The following is an 18,518-nucleotide window of genomic DNA, read 5'->3' as shown; positions in this document are numbered from 1 at the left end:
TTTCTAAGATGATAATGATTATCAGTATCATTCATACGATTCCTATCTTATAAGATGCGTGATATAGTTGTCAACAATCAACTTTTTAGGAAATGTAAGAAAGTTATGGATTATAGAAGAAAACGACAGCAAAATAGGCATACACTGCTGAATAGAGGAATATGTTTTTTGTAAAAGGATGCAATCGCACTTGGATGTGCGGTAAATCGCTGTTTATCGAATATTATTGTTTTGTGTCGATCCTGTTCTTATATTAGAATTCCACGACATCCTGCATTCTAAAAACCTTGTACAGCGATAACGATTCCCCATAACGTACTTGCAAAGCTATGAGGAATCGATGTCTCTGCATAAAAGAATGAAACGCTAGAACGGCAGTCGCTTATATACAGCTTGCCGCTCCATGCTTTAACTTAGGACAGGTAGGACAATAATCATCAGGCTCATCCGCCGCCAGATAATACAAGCAGCATGTTTTCCGCACACGAATCGGGGTTTCAGATACCATCGTGGTGCGCTTCGGCGTGTTGAAGGTATGTAGCGGATTTTTACGGTCGCCAAATAATACCGCTGGTGCATCATGCAGCAGATAGTGAAAGTCCTCCTCTATCCGTGCTAGCTCCTCACCTTTGGCTCCTTCCACAAACGAGTTTTCGTATAGCCAGTACATATAAATCGCCGTATTTTCCCATAAGACCGCCTTTGACACTCCGGTATCGCGTGATAGCGCTGACCAGACTCTTTCCAGATTATCGGCAAACATACGCCGGATCAGTTCATCGCGCCAAACATGGCGCTGCTCTGGCTCCGGCATCGTCACCGATAGATCATGCAGCAGCACGCGTGGAAGCCATGCCTCACCCTTACGGTACGAATCCAGCGTACAATTTTCCAGCGTCAAATCCAGTGCCTTGTTATATCGTGACATAGCAAACAACCCCGCAGCAATCGTCAAATAGGCATACCGCTTGGCAAAAAGGGATACATTCGCTGTCATCGAATCTGTTTCAAAAATGCCCGCGACCCGCTGCAAATAGGGCTGGCTCCGTTCGGGTTTCAGTAGTTCCCGACAAGGAAGCGAAAATGACGGGTCTTGCCCCGGCTCCAATGCCAGCCGATATTGTGAGGTCAATACATCCAGCTCATGCGGTTCAAATCTGTGATGTGACTGCTGGATCATGCAGACGTCGCCCCTTTCCATGTGGAATACAAAGCGGTGTGCCAAACAGCGGATCGACTGCAATCTCACACTCCATATGAAACACCTGCCGTACTAGTTCTTGATTGATAATTTCCTCCGGCTTGCCTTGTGCGAAAATATTGCGATTTTGTACCGCCACAATATGATGCGCATACCGACATGCTAGATTCAGATCATGCAGCACCATAACAATCGTACGACCTTCATGCTCATTCAGCTCAAATAACAAATCCAAAATTTCGATTTGATGCGTCATATCCAGATAAGTGGTCGGTTCATCTAGCAGTAGCGTTTCGGTTCCCTGTGCCAGTGTCATCGCAATCCAAGCGCGCTGACGCTGACCACCCGACAGTGCATCCACCGGACGATCTGACAGTTCGGTAAGACGGGTCGCTTGTAGCGCCCGCTGTACCATCTGTTCGTCTTCACGAGACCACTGCTTGAGCCAGCTCTGGTGCGGATAACGTCCTTGCCGCACTAGCTGATTCACTGTTAGCCCTTCCGGCGCTGTCGGTCCCTGTGGCAAAATCGACATGCGCCGCGATACCTCCTTGGTTTGCAAGCGTGCAATATCCTCACCATCCAGCAGCACTGAGCCGGAACGCGACTTGAGCAGGCGCGCCATCGTACGCAACAGTGTTGATTTGCCGCAGCCGTTACTGCCAATCAGCACCGTGATTTGCCCAGATGGAATGGTTAGATTTAGATTTTCAATCACAGGAGCCGCGCCATACGTGATGGTTAACTCTTTGGCTTCTAGTATACTCATACATATTCCTCCTCTGGCAGATATGACTATTGATTACGATTACGGAATAGCAAATATAAGAAAAACGGTGCTCCAATCCCAGCGGTAAACACACCTGCTGGTACATCCAGCGGAACAAACAGCGTACGCCCGATCAGATCAGCGGCAAACACAATCAATGCTCCAATCAATCCCGACACGATCAGCAAACTGCCAAACATGCGCCCGACCAAACGACGAGCAATATGCGGTGCCATCAGACCAGCGAATCCAATCGTTCCTGCTACTGCTACCGCGATTCCTGCTAGTAGTACACTGCATCCGATCAGTAGCAGTCGATGTAGCTGCACTGTTACACCAAGACCAGTCGCCAGATCGTCACCGAACTCCTGCGCATTCAGACTGCGAGCTAGCCATAGTGCTGCTGGAATAACGATAACCAGTATAGGCCAGATCGTATTCACATCCGTCCATGTTGCTCCATAAATGCTGCCGGTCAGCCACACATACGCTTGCCCTGCTGTATAAAATGGACTAATAATCAGCATAAAGGTTGTCGCCGCGCCAGTAATCGCTGATACTCCGATCCCAATCAGCACCAATCGAATCGGTGTTACGCCCGATTTCCAAGCCAATATATAAATGATCAACGCCGTTATTAACGCACCGACAATCGCAAACAGTGGCAGCATTTTAATACTAATTGCACCGCCTAATAACGTGACAAATCCAACTGCCGCCACTGCCGCACCACCCGTAATGCCGATCACATCCGGCGAAGCCAGCGGATTGCGAATAATGCCTTGTAAAATAGCACCGGACATGCCCAGCGCCAGCCCGACCAGCAGCGATAGTAGTACCCTTGGAAAACGTAGCGTTAATACAACAAAATCATTGTCCCCGTTATCCAAACCAAGAATGCTTCGTACCACATCTAGCGGCGATATCCAATCGCTCCCCAGACTGGTACCCAGAACCGCAGCTATACATACAAGCAGCAGAAGAATCAGTATGATACCGAGCGAGTGCTTATCCAGCTGTATAGAGAAGCCATTTCCACGGCTACGCAGTACAAAGGTCTTTTTCATATCCGGGTTACCTCCTTGCGGGCGATATAAATGAAGAATGGCCCGCCAATCAGCGCCGTCATCACGCCAAGCGGTAGCTCGGATGGAGAAATAATCAGCCGTGCAACCACATCTGATAGCAGCAGCAGAATACCGCCGCCAAGCAGACAATACGGTACCAGCCAGCGATAATCATTGCCGACCAGCGCGCGCATTAGATGCGGAACTACTAGACCAACCAGACCGACAGCACCGGCAACCGACACAGCACTTCCAGCAAGCAGCACGGTTACTAGACCCATCAACAGCTTGACGAGCAGTACATTTTGTCCCATCCCACGCGCAATATCATCACCTGTGAGCAGCAGGTTTACAGCTCGTCCCATACCTAGCGCGATGACTACCGCAAGCCCCATATAAGGAAGCACTGGATACAGCATCTCCAAGGACCGATTGCTGACCGAACCCGCCAGCCAAAACAATACATCCTGTAAGCCTGTACCATCCAACACAAGAATCCCCTGCGTAAAGGACGAAAATAATGCCGTCATTGCCGTACCTGCCAATACGATCTTAATTGGCGTCAAGCCATCACGTCCGATTGAGCCGAGTATATATACAATAATCGCCGATACCGCTGCTCCAGCGAATCCAAACCACATCAGGGACGTTAACGAGCGAATAGAAAACACAACAATCGCAATCACAATAAAGAAAATAGCACCAGCATTAATGCCGAATACACTAGGCGAAGCGAGCGGATTGCGTGTCAATGCCTGCATCATCGCACCAGCGACCGCCAGACTCGCCCCTACAGCAGCAGCGATCAAGGTACGCGGCAAACGCTCTGTTTTCAAAATGACATCTGGAATGGATTGCGGATCGTACTGGGTAAACGCATGGATTAGATCGCTCATCGTAATCGGCGTTCGTCCGAAGATCATGCTTGCCATAGCTGAAGCGATACAGACCATCGCCAGCAATAGAATTCCCAATAGTCTAGACTGATACGTTTTACATAACGGAAACATAGACTCACTCTCTCATGTAATAATCTCCAATCCAAATCGCAATTCGGACCCTACTTTCATGTCATGAAAAAAAGGGCGTCCGTCCGGTGGTAAGTAACATCGCCCTATGCACCGTCCGAACAGTCCCCTTATTTGCTTGTATTTCTACATGTTTAATTTAATTTGAGCTGCTTGTACAGGTCGTCCAGCAGCAGATTCGCTGATTTGTAGCCGCCTGCCATATTCCACAGAATTTCATCGACTTGGTATACCTGATGCTTCTTCACAGCATCCAGATTGGCCCAAAGGGGACTGCTGGTCCAGTCATTGTACAATTTGACCGTTTCCGGACTTCCTTTGTCATAGTTGAAGTTGAATATCATATCTGCATTGAGATCAGGGATGCTTTCCTTGGTCGTCAACTCCGCTCCCCAGTCTTCATCGTTCTGTCCGGCAGGTCTTGTAAAGCCCAGATCCTTCAGAATCATACCTGCATAGCTTAGATAGTAGACACGAACTTCATCTTCACGGAAGTTGATAATATTCGCAACGATTGGCAAACGGTCGCCCATTTTTTGTTTAAAATCAGCTGTCCGTTTGTCCCAATCTGCCAGCAATTGGTTTGCCTGATCTTGATGATCGGATGCTTCCCCAATAAGCTTGACGCCTTCTTTCCAGTCATACAGTTTATCTGTTACGATGGTTGGAGCAATCTGCGACAATTGCTCATAAATGTCTTCATGACGCGTTTTGGTCGCAATGATCAAATCCGGTTTGAGCTTATGTATTTCCTCCAGATTCGGCTGAGTTTCCTGACCTACCTGCTGCACATCACCGAGATCGGCTTTCAGATAATCGTAGACTGGCTGTTGCTCCCATGATTCTACAATGCCAACGGGTTTGATGCCCAGAGATACAACAATATCATTGGCTCCTTGATATAGCGTCACAATGCGCTTTGGCGTACCAGTAATGGTTGTTTCGCCCATTGCATGCTTAATGACGCGCGTGTTTGCCGAAGCTTCTGTACTACTACCTTGTTGAGCAGAAGCGTTAGCGGATTCCCCTTTATTTGTACCGGAAGCACAGCCTGCCAGCATGATCAGCACGAATAACAATGCCATCATTCCGGCTACCGATTTTTGAAACCTGAACATGATTTAGTTCCCCCTACACTGTTAATTGATATTGAATATCATTATCGTTTGTAATTGTAGTAGAAACAGGAACTTTTTTCAAGCGCTTTATTTCCGTATTTAGAGAGATATAGGTAAGTATGTAAGCGAAACATGCGGTATTGCGGTTTTGTAGGTGTTGAGAAATGAGCGATAGGGGTTCGGAAAAGTCATAGATGTAAGCTTCTGATGTTTTCAATGAGAATAGGATAGTTTGAGCAAAAACCTATTTTAGCCATCATAGTTTACATAACTATTTTTATGTAAACTATGATGGCTTTGCTATCTTCTTTTACATAAAATAAACATTTAAAAATGTATGAGGAATGTTCTTCAAATAAGGCTTGCGCTTGTTCCTTGGATAAAGATTGATTCATCGTATCACCTCCTTTTCTAGTTATATGCAGGAAATGAGGTTTTGGTTCGGTCAATTTGAGTTCAGCATGAATGTGTTTGTTTATGTTTGATTCAATCTTCTCCGTATATAACAATAAGGAACTGCATCAACCTTCCTTGCAAGCGGTCCTATAACGCTAAATGTCTATTACAAATCGTATGTAAATTCTATAAAATCGAAGCATATTTCACCACTCAAAACATGGGGAAAGCACACCATCGTAGTACTTCTCTAGAAAAATTCCTTCTATTATATAGCAAATATATCGCAGAGAATTTGATTCATTTGGATTCAATCATCGTCTTTATTTGGATACAATCGCCTATTCTACAGAATGAGAACGTAAACAAACAATTATTGTTTGTTTACTCGCCCCAAAATGCTCTGTCCCTCTATACGGACAGAGCATTTGCATCATGATCATTCGTAATCATTTTAAGGTAATCTCTTTTTTCCATGTCAGCTGCTTGCCTGCATCATTGGTAAAGGTAAACGATAACGTCCCTTTTTCACCTTTTCTAGAATTCTCGTATATAAAAGTTTGGTTGCCAGAAGTACCACCTACATAAAATCCTTCTCCCGTATCTACACCCTCTGAGGCTTTCGTTTCGTTCTCTACTGATTGTTCAAATGTGCTGACAATCGGCTTGCCTTTGCCATCCCACCGCATACCAGTCAGCGTATACCCTTTGGGCAATTTCTCGACCCAATACGTGAGACCGCCTTTGGTGATCGGCAGCTCGGACTGATCAATAATCATTAGAATATCGTCTGAGCTGGCAGAATCATCGCTTGTTGTAGTCGATTCCTGATTAGTAGTTGTATCAGCTATCGCCCCTGCCGATTCACTCGATGATGGTGAAGCATTCGTCGTTCCTTGTTGTTCTGCAGCTGTTGTGGAAGATCCAGCGTTCGTGCTCTCCATCTGCTTTCCGCAACCACTCAGTAATACAATGCCTGCCAGCAACACACAGGCTGCTGGAATATTCATTTTATTCATCCTTATCCCTCATCTCTATATCAGACGCCGCTTGTTTCAATGTAAAACGAAACGCCACGCCATGTTCTGTATTCGTCACTCCATATTGACTCTCATGTAATTCAAAAATATGCTTCACAATCGCTAGTCCCAGCCCAGTTCCACCCGTTTTGCGATCTCTTGAACGCTCTGCCCGATAAAATTGATCCCAGATTCGTTCTAGATCCTGCGCAGGGATATGATCCCCTTCGTTCTCGATTACAATCTCCACTTCTGTATCGTTGATCGTCTGCCAAGCCACTGTAATCGTACCGCCCTCATGAGTATGTCGAACGGCATTGCTGATCAAATTCAACAGCACCTGATCTATCCGTCTTGGATCTGCTGTTACCCAGAGCGCTTGATCACCGGATGTAATCACTCGTAAATGGCGACTATCCAATTGGTGAGCAAAGGAATGCAACAACGCTTGAATATGACGCACAATATCCATCGGTTGCTGCTTGAGCTTGACCGCCTTCACTTCAAAGCGTGATAGCTGAAGCATATCCATAATCAGCGCATTCATGCGGTCGGTTTCGGTAATGATTAGTTGTACATAGCGCTCACGCTTATCTGCGGCAACATCGTCCTGTAATCCTTCGGCAAAGCCTTTGACGATGCCAAGTGGTGTTTTTAATTCATGTGAGATATTGGCGATTAGCTCTTTACGCAGTTGCTCAGCTCGCGTTTTCTCTTCCATTTCATGGCTGAGTGTTTCATTCGTTTCGGATAATTTACGCAGTGCAGCATCAAGGTTGTGACGTAGGGTATCAAGATTACGGGATAACTCACCGAATTCATCTTGAGATTGTAGTGTGCGAGGATAAATTGGCTGAAAATCCAGTTGTGCCATTCGTGCCGACGTTCGACTTAGCTGTAATAATGGTCGCGACAACAAGCGCGAATACGCAAATGACAGCAGCAGCAAAATGACCGCAATGATCGGAGCTAGATAATACGAGTAGCGCTGTAGTAAAGCAGCGGCTTCTCCAACCGGCTGCAATGACGACAGCGAGAGCGCATAATTTACCTGATTCCCCTCTCCGCTTACCGGCATCAGAATCATAGCATACGTTACACCGCTCCAGTTGTCCGTCCATTCGGTTTGAATGGTCTTCCCTGCTTGCAGCTCAGCAACGGTTTGTTGACCTGTGTCCATGCTATGATTACGCCAATCGTTGAATGCGTTATCGACCAGTGTATTCGTATAAAATGGACTAAGCTCCTGTCCCTTCGGTAGCAGCAAATCAGTAATAGTACCTCGGATGCGGGTCGCTCCCTGCTCCGGTTCCGCTGTTTCCGGCTCCAACATGGAAGGCTGCATTATGGTATCCTTTTGATCCATATACATGCCATCCACCGTCAAGGTCGCACCCACCTGCAAGTTAGGTGGTACATCATGAATCGTCGTTCCCAAAGAGGAAAATAGCAGTGAAACGTCACGATCATTGGTGTGTATAGTTATAAAATACGGGTTCAAACTACGCCGCTCCAGATCACTATCATATATTGCAAGTGCTGCATGGTTTTCGTTACTGTACTGCCCCAATATACGCGCTGATGCGACTGGGTCCTCACCCTGCTCAGCATATTGTTTACCAAAAGAGCGCATACTCTGTTCCAGATCATGCACCTTGACCGTCTGATAAAATTTCTCAAAAAACAATCCCTGCGCCAGCAAAATAAGAGCGAATATGCCGATGGTCACGGCGGATGTGACGACAAACAGCTTGAATACAATACCCCTTTTTTTCACAATCGCCGTCCCTCTTTCTACTTTACATTACACTTCAAACTTATATCCCGCTCCAATCACCGTACGGATATGTCGTCCTTCATCCCCTAGCTTAGCACGCAACTTTTTGATATGAGTATCGACTGCACGGGTATCACCAAAATAATCCGCACCCCAGACAGCGGTAAGAATCTCATCCCGATCTAGCACCGCTCCATAACGACGAGTCAATAAATCCAGCAAGCTATATTCTTTAGGCGTTAAGCTGACATTCTCACCGTTCACTTGCACGGTATAGGCGCGCTTGTCTATCTTTAACTGACCGTCTGCATAAACAAGCGTATCCCCTTCACGTCCGAGTGTCCCTTGTGTTCGCTTTAGCAAAGCCGTCGCACGCGCCACAAGTACTTTTGGACTAAACGGCTTGGTTACATACTCATCTGCACCCAATTCAAAACCCATCACCTGATCATCATCATCCGTTCGAGCAGTAATAATAATGATTGGAATCGCAGACATTTTGCGGATACGGCGGCAGACAGACCAGCCGTCAATCTCGGGCATCATAATATCCAGCACAATCAGATCCAATTCATGCTGCTCGAACATTTCCAAGGCTTCACGACCATTATCAGCTTCCAGCACATGCCAATCATCTTTTTTAAAATAATCTGTCATAAATTCGCGCATCAGCACATCATCTTCGACCAGCAAAATACTTTTCTTCATCTCTATGCACTCCGTATGTGTCGGATTTAATATCCCTTACATGCTACATTCAGATAGAGCCGCTGTCAAAACACAGCGGCAGAGTATCAAAATGGATTCCGTTATCAGTCTAAAACGGTTCTATCTATGCAGGATCTGTAAAACGATAGTTGTCACTCTATACGACTTATTTATTAATTGCCTCGATTCCCATGTTGGTATTGAAGATACCCATCCATACGTCTCCGCCTTCTGTAGCCACGCCCTGCCATGTAGCGAACAAGTCTTTTTCAGTGCTGCTTACAATTGCTTTTTTAACTTTTGGCGTGATGATCGAATTGTATTTGGCGATGAATCGCTCTGGTGTAGTGAAAGAATACGTTCCGCTATCGCTGTTTACGCGTAGTGGATAATGAACCAATGTCGAAACGGTCTTTTTATCATTTTTCTTCACTGCTTGTTGCAGCTTCACAAAGAAAGTTTGGACAACAGCGGGGTCGTCGATGCCTGCCACTTCATATTTATTGTTCGTCGTTTTGTTCATCGATCTTTCTAGTGTCGCCTTGGTGCTTCCTGACGTTTCCTGAGGAGCAACCGCAGATTCTGTTATAGCGTTAGCGTAACTTGTATCCGGTGATGAACTGTAAGTAATAGATGCTGCGCTTGCTGTCATAGCGGAGGATGTTGCAACCAATGCAGCTCCTGCCAGTGTGATGCTCATAAGATTACGAGATATTTTGTTCATAATGAATGACCTCCTATGTTGTTTGGTATGACTTTATTATAGATAGGCGATGTGTAGTTCAGGTGTACATAGGGTGTATATTCAACATATTCTTGTGTTGTATTCATGCTTTTCGTGAATGGAATGCTCCTAAGTAGAATATGAAAAAAGCGGCAGACACGAACTGGTTTGATCCAGTAGTTATCTGCCGCTTTTGAGTTCACGAAAGCTTCGCATCTTGCTGTCGCGATTATCTTTACTAGTTTTTACTATTCGATTGGAGAATAGATAATATAGCGAAAGTTCTCCATAGCGCTCGGCGCGTAAGCGTCGATTCTATGAAGGTGATTATAAAAACTAAACGGAAATTTGAATACATGCCCAAAATCCCAATCCACCTCTGCAAAATCCGTAGCCCAATATTGCTCTTCCGCTGGTAACCATTCCGACCGCTTCGCTTTCACGAGCGGCAATTGATCTACAGAAGAATACAGTTGGATAGAGGATTGAGATGAAAGATGCTGCGAAGCCCTCAGCACCTTGACCAATTTCAATAATGCTGGAAGCCCACGCTCAAAATACTCCACATACCCAAGATCAAACAGAATATTCAAGCTATGCGAAAAGGTCAACATATGACCAATTAGATCATGATGCGCTTCTGCTCTATAGATTGTTTCAAAGTAAGACAATTCACCTACAACGAACTCCGACAACTGCTTCGCATTGGTAATTGTCGGGAAAGCATCACCCTCTGTAATCTCCAATCGCTTCACTTGAGCTGCGGAATAACCGAGCCACGATCTGCCGGGAATGGTTTTGCGGAAGGATTCGATTAATGTGCAAATGCCTGCTATGTCGGAACTTGTTCCCCATTCACCCAACTCCCGAATCGCCTTTACACTCAATGCCGTGTAGATCACATTATGCCCTACCCAATGCAAATCATCCATCACGAATTGCAATGATTGTAGAAGAGCACTCTCCACCTCGGATATCTTCACTTCTGCTATGGAAGCATTCGTTTCGATCGATGAGTGATAATCCAGCATGGCTTGTGCTTGTATAAAAATTGTATCCGCGATTGTGGAAGGGATATGATTTTCTTGGATAAAGAAATAAGCAGCAATTGCAGCAACTCCAAAATGCGCCTCCCAAATATCACCTGTTTTGCTTTTGCAGTTAGCGATGATCTGGAGCCCATGTTTAAGCATATCCTTTTGCATATGTCTCCTCCGTAATAACTTTTATAGAGAATAAATAATCAAGATCGAAAATGAGATGGTTAGTATAGACTGGAATCTCATTCCAATTATATTTGACTGAAGCAATACAATGGGCTGAAAATCGATTTTTTAAGCAAGGAAAGTGGTCGAACAGTGAATATAAATCCCTTTAAAACAAAAACAGCGTATAATTTATATTATACGCTGTTTTTTAACATTAAATCAAAGCTTTATAACTGTTATTTTTGTAATAAGTCATTATAATGATCTATGACAAAGTTATTCCATAATTCCGACAATTGAAAAACGTTATTCTCGTCTAAATTCGGGAAAATATCTACAAATTGATTTTTAACTTCATCTTTCAAAGAAATAAACCCTCCTATAGTTTGATCGTTTTCTACAACAAGCAGAATCAAAAGATGATTCTTACCTACAAACTTAGTAGTATATAAATTTACAGAGGGCTTCAGAATAATTATTTGAAATATTTCTTCCTTTCCCCACAACTCATAAAAGACAGATTCTGAATCTCCTGAATAATAATTTATGCCTACTTTATTATCCATTTTAAATTCTGGACCTTTCAAGTATTCTTTTTTTAATAAATTTTGTAAGTCTTCAGCATTATTCAAATTATCTCTCCTCCATTTCGGAAACAGTTGACTTCATTAAGAATCTATTAATTATCTCTTCCATTTTTCTATAGCCAAAAGGTTCATCATCGCTATCAGGATCGCTGGGTTCAATTTGTAAAAAAGAAAGCATATTGGAATTTTTCTCAAAATAAGAAGGTACTCCATCTTGTTTGGGATATATCGCTATCACTTTCTGTATTGCCTCGCGATTCCATTTATCTGAAACAGAATTATAATGCCATATTCTAAGATAATCATTTAATTGTCTCATAACATCGTTCTCTTCACTATCACTCCATAAATATTTGTGATGGCGATATTTAGCATCTAAAATTAGCCCATCAATAAAAATACCTTCTTTATTATAAATGGCAATTCTAAAATCCGGAGTTCTATTATTATTCGCTTGAAAGTAACTTTTATTTTCCGAATTACTAGGAAGTATTTGAGTATCGTAAGCTAATTCAATTGAGAAACCTCGCTCTATATTTTCAAACTTTAGAAGAGTTCCTGCCATGAGTTCATTCATCCCAAGACTTGGATCATTATTATCGGCTAACCAACCACTAATCCAATCAAAATCGTTTGTTTGAATTACTTCAATTAATAAACATAAAACATAATACTCAAATAACAAAGATGTTCTTTTATAAGGAAATGTAATTTGTTTAGCTGATGAAGTTTTTCGATTTATAGATTCGATTTGTTTGTAAAATCGGTAAATCGTATTATACCTAGAATCCTTGAATATATTTACTGATACTTTGCGATCACTTTTAAAACCATCAATCTTACCCAAAAATGTTTCTTGTTCATAACGAGATATTTTTGAGGTGATTTTAGCAATTTCCGAAGAATTTTTTTCTATCCTCAAAAGATTATCTAATATAGATTTTGACTCTTCTTTCCCCCGGTTTATTAATTTAGTAAGATCTTTTTTTGTACCATCATAACCCAAAGAATTATTTAGTTTTTTAATACGATTTTCATAACCCTCTATTTCCTTATTTTTGTTATATAGATTTTCTTTTTTAAGTGTGTTTTCTAACTTATAAAGACTATCGATTTTATTAAGATTTTGTTTAGTTACTTTTAAAATGTGTTTAACCCAACGATTCTCCAAATTATTTTCAGTGAGTTCTGTGTGTTTTTCAAAAAAGAAATTAGGCACTATGTGATTAGCGTTTTTGGTTGAACCCTTCCGAGACAACCATCTTTGGCTTTTGATATCAGGCTTCCTTGAATAGTTCTTCTGTCTATAGTTTTGTACTACGCTCTTGATTGGATCTTTCAAGATATCTTCTATGGAACGGAATAACTTTGGTGAGTTTTTTTTGATATGCTGATAGATCATCAAAATATGAGGAGCATGTTCAAATTCCGTTTCAAGACTCCCGCCTTGACTTTTCAATAAATTGTGAGATAAACCCATGACTTTTTTTTCAAGATAGTCACGTAAGTTCATGAGTCTATCCCAATCCATGTTTTTAGGTGAAATCCGATAAAGTGATTCATAAGTTTCTTTTTTAGTTTTAACTATTACCAAATAGTCCCCTGGCACTAATATATCTTCATCATTTCTTGTCTCAGTTAATATTTTCTTGTCACCAACTTGAAATTCTTTATAAGGTTCTCCATTAGGGACTTCTACCAACATAAGATCTTCAGGATCAGATGATAAAAACTCCAACTGTATCCCTTCATATTCTTTAAACGCAATTATATCAATTACAGGGCTGGTGCGTGATTCTAGTTTTAAATCCTGTTTATAAACCCAAGGGGCTTTACTATATTTTTTCAAATAAATTTTCACTCTAGGAAGTGTAGTCATTAATACTCAACTCCCTTGACTTTCGTCTTATCTCTTCAATAGTTAAATTAAAATGACTAATCATTTGCGATTCTTCTAACATAAAATAATCATATAACTCGCTATTTTGTGGTGTAGATTCTTGCGAAGTCATAGTTCCTATTAAGTTATTAATCTTTTCAAAAGAACCTCTAATTTTAGTTAATATTCTTTGCTTGATTTGTAAGTCAATTGCATCGGAACGTTGTATGGTGTAATTCCCTAGTTCGTCTTTCGGTATATTATTCAAATACATTCCTATTCTTTCCAGCGCTCTGAAAGATACACCTTTTTGACGATCATACTTTTGTATTATGTCATGGAGTTTGTCAAAAAATTCTAACTCGTTTTCATTAAAAGCTGACCAAGCATCTTTACTAAAATTCCAAGATCGATATTTGGTACGATATAACTCTATATATTCTTCTTTTACTTGAAAGTTTTCTTCATTATCATCTAATGCTTTTTGGAGAGAAACAAATTTCATTTTTTGTGGCGTAACTATATTAGCTCTATCTAACAACCTGTCAGAAAAATCTTTAGTTGTTTCATCCATGTTTGCAGTACCTATAAAAATAATATTGTTCCCAATATTTATAGAGGGTGGATATTTAGAAGCATTATGACAAACTGTATCTTTACTCCAAAGTTTTAACTCTCTATAATTTACAGATTCATCAATTTCTAATAAAGAAATAAATGGTGCAAACCAATATTCTACTTGAGACAAATTCATTTCATCAAAGATCACCATATGCATTTTATTAGTCTCATTTTTTGCATGTATTAAAAAATCAACTAATCCCGTTTCGGAAGGCATATATAAACCAGTACTTGAATTATGAAAACCAATCAAATCTTCTGGTTCTGTATAAGACGGACTAATAGGTAGCATTAACAATGTCCCTTCTTCTTTGGACAATCCTAATGTTTTAGCATATAACAATGCTAATTGACTTTTTCCCGTTCCACTCATTCCTGACAAAATTGTTATAGGATTAGTTTTTACACTGATATGAAAATTAATTAAATCTTCTTTTTTATAACACAATTTTTTTGAAAGTGCGTTTTTTTGTAAATCATTTAAAAATTGCTGTTCAAGTTTTTGTGCATCAGAGTTAGAATAATTGTCTTTTGAAAAATATTGTTCATCTGTTTTATGTTTCTCATCTGAAACTTTATTTATTATCAAATTATTATTTACATCTCCTTGACTATGATCTTCTTTTAAAACATCAATCCCTTCATTTTGAAACCTCTCTTGCAACCCTAGAATATAATCGACTTCTATGAAAACCAGGTTATTAGGACTTGCAACAACTTGATGGCTTCTTAACTCTGGAGCATTAATGTTTATTAACTGTGCTGTTTTTGAAGAAGTATACAACCAACCATTTTTCTTCCCGGGAACTTTTTTCCATTCCCCTTCAAAATAATAGAGTTGATTTTCACTTAAAGCATGGACTGGTGGGAGCATGGTGTGATAATAATCTTGTAGAAGTAATAATTCAGAATTAGTAAGTGCAACCTCAAACTTTTCTTTTTCTTTGATTAAAGGAACAGGAAGATAATCCATATTTTGAGTTATATTAGCATCTTCCAAAGAAACTATATCTATATTTTTGAAGATTTTACCTTCATTATTGATTGTTATTTTGGGTCGGAAAACTATTATTTTTCCGGTTAAAATTTCTTTGATTTTTTGCAATTTATTCTGATAATCACTATTGTAAGTAGATTCTAGAGGTAAAAGATTTCGAGGGAATGATTCTTCAAACCCAATATAAACAGTGGATAATATCCCATTCTCTTGAAGAATACTGTCCAATTCATTGATTGGTGTTGGCTGAGCGCTAATTGGATTAACAAAAAAACAAATATTGTATCCTGTTTTTGTAAAAGTAACTGACTCGTTTCTTTCGGTTCCTATATTAGGGAAAGTTAGTGGATCAGTTGATAATACACCTAGCATATAATTTGAATTAGACTCTTGGAGTTGAGAACGTAATGTTTTATTAATATCTATCATTTTAATTTCCCTCTCTACTTTTAAATTTATAATAAGAGATTGTTTCTATAATTTCTTTAGTATTTCTAGCATTAAAAAATACAGGTTCTATTTCATTTTTTGCACAAAAATCCTGTATATTATATATAAGAGCACTATCAATACCTTCTCTTTGAAAATAAATAAGTTTAAAATTTTTTAATCCATTCCGCTTTTTGTTCCAATCATTTGTTGAGACGCTAGTGATTTCTGGAAATATTTTTTGTATTATAGTTTTGTTCTCAATACATACAATAGCAAATTCATCGATTATACTACTATCATTGAATTCATTTTCTAACAGAGCAAGATCTTGTTCTTTTTGAAGAAGACTTTTTTTAGTTTCTAGTAAATTTTTTTTGAATTCTTTAATTTCATTTTTTTGTTTTATTTTTAAATCTTCTAGAACTTTGTTGTATTTAATTTGATTATTATTCAGTTCTTTATTTTGATTTTCAATTATTAGTAGATTTGATTTTTCACTTTTTTTAAGACTATTCAATAGTTCTTCATATTCTTTAGATTTTTTTTGCTTACATTGTTTAATTTCTTCTTTTAAATGTTCATTTACTACATTTAAATTTTCAAAATTAAGTTCTTCTTGTTTAAATTCGTTTATCAAAAATTGTTTAGCTTTTAGAGACTCATCTTTCTTTTCTAACAAAGTATTGAATACATCTAATACCATTCCTAATCTAATATCTTCCGACATTTTTTTTTGGACAGAAGCATAAGCGTAATATACAGTTTCTCTTGGGAATTTTGAAAGAAGGATTTCCTTGTTATTCATAAACTGGTAAAGATCGAGAGATTCAAAATCTATTTTTAAATCATTTATCTCTTTTATTTCTTTTTCTTCAAAATAGTCTTTTAAAATATTCAATAAATTTTCTACTTTTTCCTCAGTAATAAATGAAGCATTTTTTCTAAGATATTTTTCAGCCATTTCATCATCTTCAAAATGATGTTGATAATAAAATAATGGCTTTTTATTTTTATGATTTTCAATTAAATTTTCTAACTCTTCGTTTATCAATTCCGGGTGATAAACTAAACTTATTCCTAATTTCACATACTCAGGTATGTTATCTGAAGTCGAAAATAGAATACTGATATCTTTTGCACTTAATTCTCCAAACATTTCATCATTTTTGGGATTCTTATAACTTATCAAATGAGAATAAAAAATATTGCTTTTCCTATTATTTCTATTGTTGGCTTGCCCCTTAAAAACATTGCGAAGATAATTTTTTTTTTGTTGTAAAGAAGGGTTTCTACTAAATCCAGGCACTGTTTCTTTCAATCCTTTAAGTATTTCACTAGAACTCTTATCATCTAGTAAGTCTACATAAAGATCAATTTCGTTCACTCGTATCGCTCCTTTATTGTTTGACTCCCCTTATATCCCAACTAGGTATACTTTACCATTTAAACATATTATTAATATATTAGCTAGTATTATAGAACTATAAAATATATTAGGAATAAACAGTTGATTATTCATATTAAGTTAAAAATAACAAATATAAAATAGCTAATGGGATTTGAAAATATATCTAAAACATACGATAAAGTAGGACATTTCATAATTCAAAAAATGTATATAATAATAAAAGACATTTGCACTGGATAATACAGTATGCAAACGTCTTTTATTATTGCTTTATAAAATAATGGCTTATGTTAATTCTATCTATCATATTAACGAGAATCACTCAATTTCAAACGGCTCCACTCGTACAGCGCTTGGATAAACGAACGGCTATGCAGCGGCTTTTCTAACTGATTAGGCGCATTAGGAATCACACCGTTATACCATGATGCCTGATTCTCGTTTAGCGATAACGATGTATCACCTTCATCATACGCCGCCGAGTTATCTCGATCTCCGTTATACACCTGTGAACCATTCACACCCGGTGTCACCTGTACAAATACAGAATCACCTCTATTCTGATTCAACATTTCAATTTGGTCAAATAAGAAGATGGAATACCATACGACAAGCCCGATGGTAACTGCACTCAATAATCCGATCATCCATCTGGTTTTTCTTCGTTGCCTGCTTTGTTCCTGTTCCGTCATGTCCGTCTACTCCCTGTCACGCGTCAGCTGGAGCGCTGCAAGTTTTATTTCTTCAGCGCAGCGACCAGAAGCGATGTATAGTATCGGCTGCCATCCGGCTTCAGATGCACACCGTCATTGTAAAAGTACTGATCCTTACCTGCGCTTGCTCCATACCAGTCTACGATCTGAACATTGGAAAACTCACGTCCCACTTGAGTCATCGTATCATTCACTGTATCCTGCCAAGGTTTCGGCACTCGCGCCGTTACGAGCAATACTTGCTTCACGCTGGACAAGGATTGTAGAACACTTCGTAATTGATCCGAACTGAATGGACCGTTAGTGCCAAGCTCGATAATAACATGATCACCCAGCTTACCAGCAGCAACCAGATTATTGATGACATCATCTGCTTGTGACATTTGACGACTCACTTTGCCGTCGATGGTCATATTAGGCAGTTGTTCTTGCAAATATGGTGCGACACCTACCGTGACAGAGTCGCCGATCATACTCACGCCAGTGCCATCCGGTACAGATGTGGAGGATGAACCTTTTGGACTATTTTCATGATTTCCGGCTATTGATGTTGGCTGTGTTGAGTCGTTATTGTTAGCATCGTTGCTTTGTTCGCTATTGGTAGTATTGTTATTTTGACCATTCATAACCGACGAGTCGGCTGGTTGTTGAAGATTGGTAGGTTGTTCTCGATCCGCAGACGGCTGTTGATATACAGCAGGTACAGCGTCGGCATTGTAAACTGCCGAATTATCGCCAAAGGCTTGTTTTTGTTCCTGTGAGTTGAATAGCCAGATCACGCCGCTAGCGATAACGATTGCCACCACTCCCCAAAGTGCATTTGCGATCCATGTATGTTTTCTATGCATAGCATCCATTCCTTTTCT

Annotated in this window: 17 protein-coding genes; all 17 read right to left on the bottom strand. The window is 39.8% G+C overall.

The features are described from left to right. Positions 1-382 precede the first annotated feature (382 nt). Positions 383-1,180: an IucA/IucC family C-terminal-domain containing protein gene (locus tag ABXR35_RS07825; protein WP_367057816.1), complete on the bottom strand. Its 798-nt coding sequence runs from the start codon at positions 1,178-1,180 to the stop codon at positions 383-385. Further along, the gene (locus tag ABXR35_RS07820) at positions 1,152-1,970 is read right to left on the bottom strand and encodes an ABC transporter ATP-binding protein (protein ID WP_367057813.1); all 819 of its coding nucleotides are present in this window, start codon (positions 1,968-1,970) and stop codon (positions 1,152-1,154) included. The genes ABXR35_RS07825 and ABXR35_RS07820 overlap by 29 nt, the downstream gene beginning before the upstream one ends. A gap of 26 nt (positions 1,971-1,996) precedes the next feature. Next, positions 1,997-3,037, bottom strand: a complete 1,041-nt coding sequence (locus ABXR35_RS07815) for a FecCD family ABC transporter permease (protein WP_367057810.1) — start codon at positions 3,035-3,037, stop codon at positions 1,997-1,999. Further along, a complete protein-coding gene (locus ABXR35_RS07810) occupies positions 3,034-4,047 on the bottom strand; it encodes a FecCD family ABC transporter permease (RefSeq protein WP_367057807.1) in 1,014 nt (337 codons plus the stop codon). The genes ABXR35_RS07815 and ABXR35_RS07810 overlap by 4 nt, the downstream gene beginning before the upstream one ends. Before the next feature lie 152 nt (positions 4,048-4,199). Further along, positions 4,200-5,183 (bottom strand): ABC transporter substrate-binding protein, encoded by a 984-nt coding sequence (locus ABXR35_RS07805; RefSeq protein ID WP_367057804.1) that lies wholly within the window; start codon positions 5,181-5,183, stop codon positions 4,200-4,202. A gap of 263 nt (positions 5,184-5,446) precedes the next feature. Next, positions 5,447-5,578 (bottom strand): hypothetical protein, encoded by a 132-nt coding sequence (locus ABXR35_RS07800; RefSeq protein WP_367057801.1) that lies wholly within the window; start codon positions 5,576-5,578, stop codon positions 5,447-5,449. 450 nt (positions 5,579-6,028) lie between these two features. Then, on the bottom strand, positions 6,029-6,598 hold the full coding sequence (locus ABXR35_RS07795; RefSeq protein WP_367057798.1) for a hypothetical protein: 570 nt from the start codon (positions 6,596-6,598) through the stop codon (positions 6,029-6,031). After that, entirely contained in the window at positions 6,591-8,375 is a 1,785-nt protein-coding gene (locus ABXR35_RS07790; RefSeq protein ID WP_367057795.1) for a sensor histidine kinase, read from the bottom strand. The genes ABXR35_RS07795 and ABXR35_RS07790 overlap by 8 nt, the downstream gene beginning before the upstream one ends. 27 nt (positions 8,376-8,402) lie before the next feature. Continuing rightward, positions 8,403-9,083 (bottom strand): response regulator transcription factor, encoded by a 681-nt coding sequence (locus tag ABXR35_RS07785; RefSeq protein WP_367057792.1) that lies wholly within the window; start codon positions 9,081-9,083, stop codon positions 8,403-8,405. A gap of 166 nt (positions 9,084-9,249) precedes the next feature. Continuing rightward, the gene (locus ABXR35_RS07780; RefSeq protein WP_367057789.1) at positions 9,250-9,807 is read right to left on the bottom strand and encodes a hypothetical protein; all 558 of its coding nucleotides are present in this window, start codon (positions 9,805-9,807) and stop codon (positions 9,250-9,252) included. Positions 9,808-10,055: 248 nt separating this feature from the next. Continuing rightward, positions 10,056-11,012 carry a hypothetical protein gene (locus ABXR35_RS07775; RefSeq protein WP_367057786.1) on the bottom strand — a complete coding sequence of 319 codons (957 nt, stop codon included), beginning with the start codon at positions 11,010-11,012 and terminating at the stop codon, positions 10,056-10,058. A gap of 239 nt (positions 11,013-11,251) precedes the next feature. Then, positions 11,252-11,647, bottom strand: a complete 396-nt coding sequence (locus ABXR35_RS07770) for a hypothetical protein (RefSeq protein WP_367057783.1) — start codon at positions 11,645-11,647, stop codon at positions 11,252-11,254. A 1-nt stretch (position 11,648) separates the two neighbouring features. After that, entirely contained in the window at positions 11,649-13,481 is a 1,833-nt protein-coding gene (locus tag ABXR35_RS07765; protein WP_367057780.1) for a DUF2357 domain-containing protein, read from the bottom strand. Beyond that, positions 13,465-15,528, bottom strand: coding sequence for a DUF8727 domain-containing protein (locus ABXR35_RS07760; protein WP_367057777.1), 2,064 nt, complete (start codon positions 15,526-15,528; stop codon positions 13,465-13,467). The genes ABXR35_RS07765 and ABXR35_RS07760 overlap by 17 nt, the downstream gene beginning before the upstream one ends. A 1-nt stretch (position 15,529) precedes the next feature. Next, on the bottom strand, positions 15,530-16,915 hold the full coding sequence (locus ABXR35_RS07755; protein ID WP_367057774.1) for a hypothetical protein: 1,386 nt from the start codon (positions 16,913-16,915) through the stop codon (positions 15,530-15,532). Between the two features lie 332 nt (positions 16,916-17,247). Next, positions 17,248-17,631, bottom strand: a complete 384-nt coding sequence (locus ABXR35_RS07750) for a hypothetical protein (protein WP_367057771.1) — start codon at positions 17,629-17,631, stop codon at positions 17,248-17,250. A 44-nt stretch (positions 17,632-17,675) separates the two neighbouring features. Continuing rightward, positions 17,676-18,500 (bottom strand): SGNH/GDSL hydrolase family protein, encoded by an 825-nt coding sequence (locus ABXR35_RS07745; protein ID WP_367057768.1) that lies wholly within the window; start codon positions 18,498-18,500, stop codon positions 17,676-17,678. Positions 18,501-18,518: the final 18 nt, after the last annotated feature.

Origin of the sequence: Paenibacillus sp. JQZ6Y-1, assembly GCF_040719145.1 — a bacterium.
GTDB lineage: Bacteria > Bacillota > Bacilli > Paenibacillales > Paenibacillaceae > Saccharibacillus > Saccharibacillus kandeliae.
Note: the sequence above shows the minus strand (reverse complement) of the source record. Positions and strands in the feature narration are given on the sequence as shown.

Coding starts and splice junctions, on each gene's coding strand:
- ABXR35_RS07825 (WP_367057816.1), bottom strand. CDS start 1,180: ATGATCCAGCAGTCACATCACAGATTTGAACCGCATGAGCTGGATGTA.
- ABXR35_RS07820 (WP_367057813.1), bottom strand. CDS start 1,970: ATGAGTATACTAGAAGCCAAAGAGTTAACCATCACGTATGGCGCGGCT.
- ABXR35_RS07815 (WP_367057810.1), bottom strand. CDS start 3,037: ATGAAAAAGACCTTTGTACTGCGTAGCCGTGGAAATGGCTTCTCTATA.
- ABXR35_RS07810 (WP_367057807.1), bottom strand. CDS start 4,047: ATGTTTCCGTTATGTAAAACGTATCAGTCTAGACTATTGGGAATTCTA.
- ABXR35_RS07805 (WP_367057804.1), bottom strand. CDS start 5,183: ATGTTCAGGTTTCAAAAATCGGTAGCCGGAATGATGGCATTGTTATTC.
- ABXR35_RS07800 (WP_367057801.1), bottom strand. CDS start 5,578: ATGAATCAATCTTTATCCAAGGAACAAGCGCAAGCCTTATTTGAAGAA.
- ABXR35_RS07795 (WP_367057798.1), bottom strand. CDS start 6,598: ATGAATAAAATGAATATTCCAGCAGCCTGTGTGTTGCTGGCAGGCATT.
- ABXR35_RS07785 (WP_367057792.1), bottom strand. CDS start 9,083: ATGAAGAAAAGTATTTTGCTGGTCGAAGATGATGTGCTGATGCGCGAA.
- ABXR35_RS07780 (WP_367057789.1), bottom strand. CDS start 9,807: ATGAACAAAATATCTCGTAATCTTATGAGCATCACACTGGCAGGAGCT.
- ABXR35_RS07775 (WP_367057786.1), bottom strand. CDS start 11,012: ATGCAAAAGGATATGCTTAAACATGGGCTCCAGATCATCGCTAACTGC.
- ABXR35_RS07765 (WP_367057780.1), bottom strand. CDS start 13,481: ATGACTACACTTCCTAGAGTGAAAATTTATTTGAAAAAATATAGTAAA.
- ABXR35_RS07760 (WP_367057777.1), bottom strand. CDS start 15,528: ATGATAGATATTAATAAAACATTACGTTCTCAACTCCAAGAGTCTAAT.
- ABXR35_RS07750 (WP_367057771.1), bottom strand. CDS start 17,631: ATGACGGAACAGGAACAAAGCAGGCAACGAAGAAAAACCAGATGGATG.
- ABXR35_RS07745 (WP_367057768.1), bottom strand. CDS start 18,500: ATGCATAGAAAACATACATGGATCGCAAATGCACTTTGGGGAGTGGTG.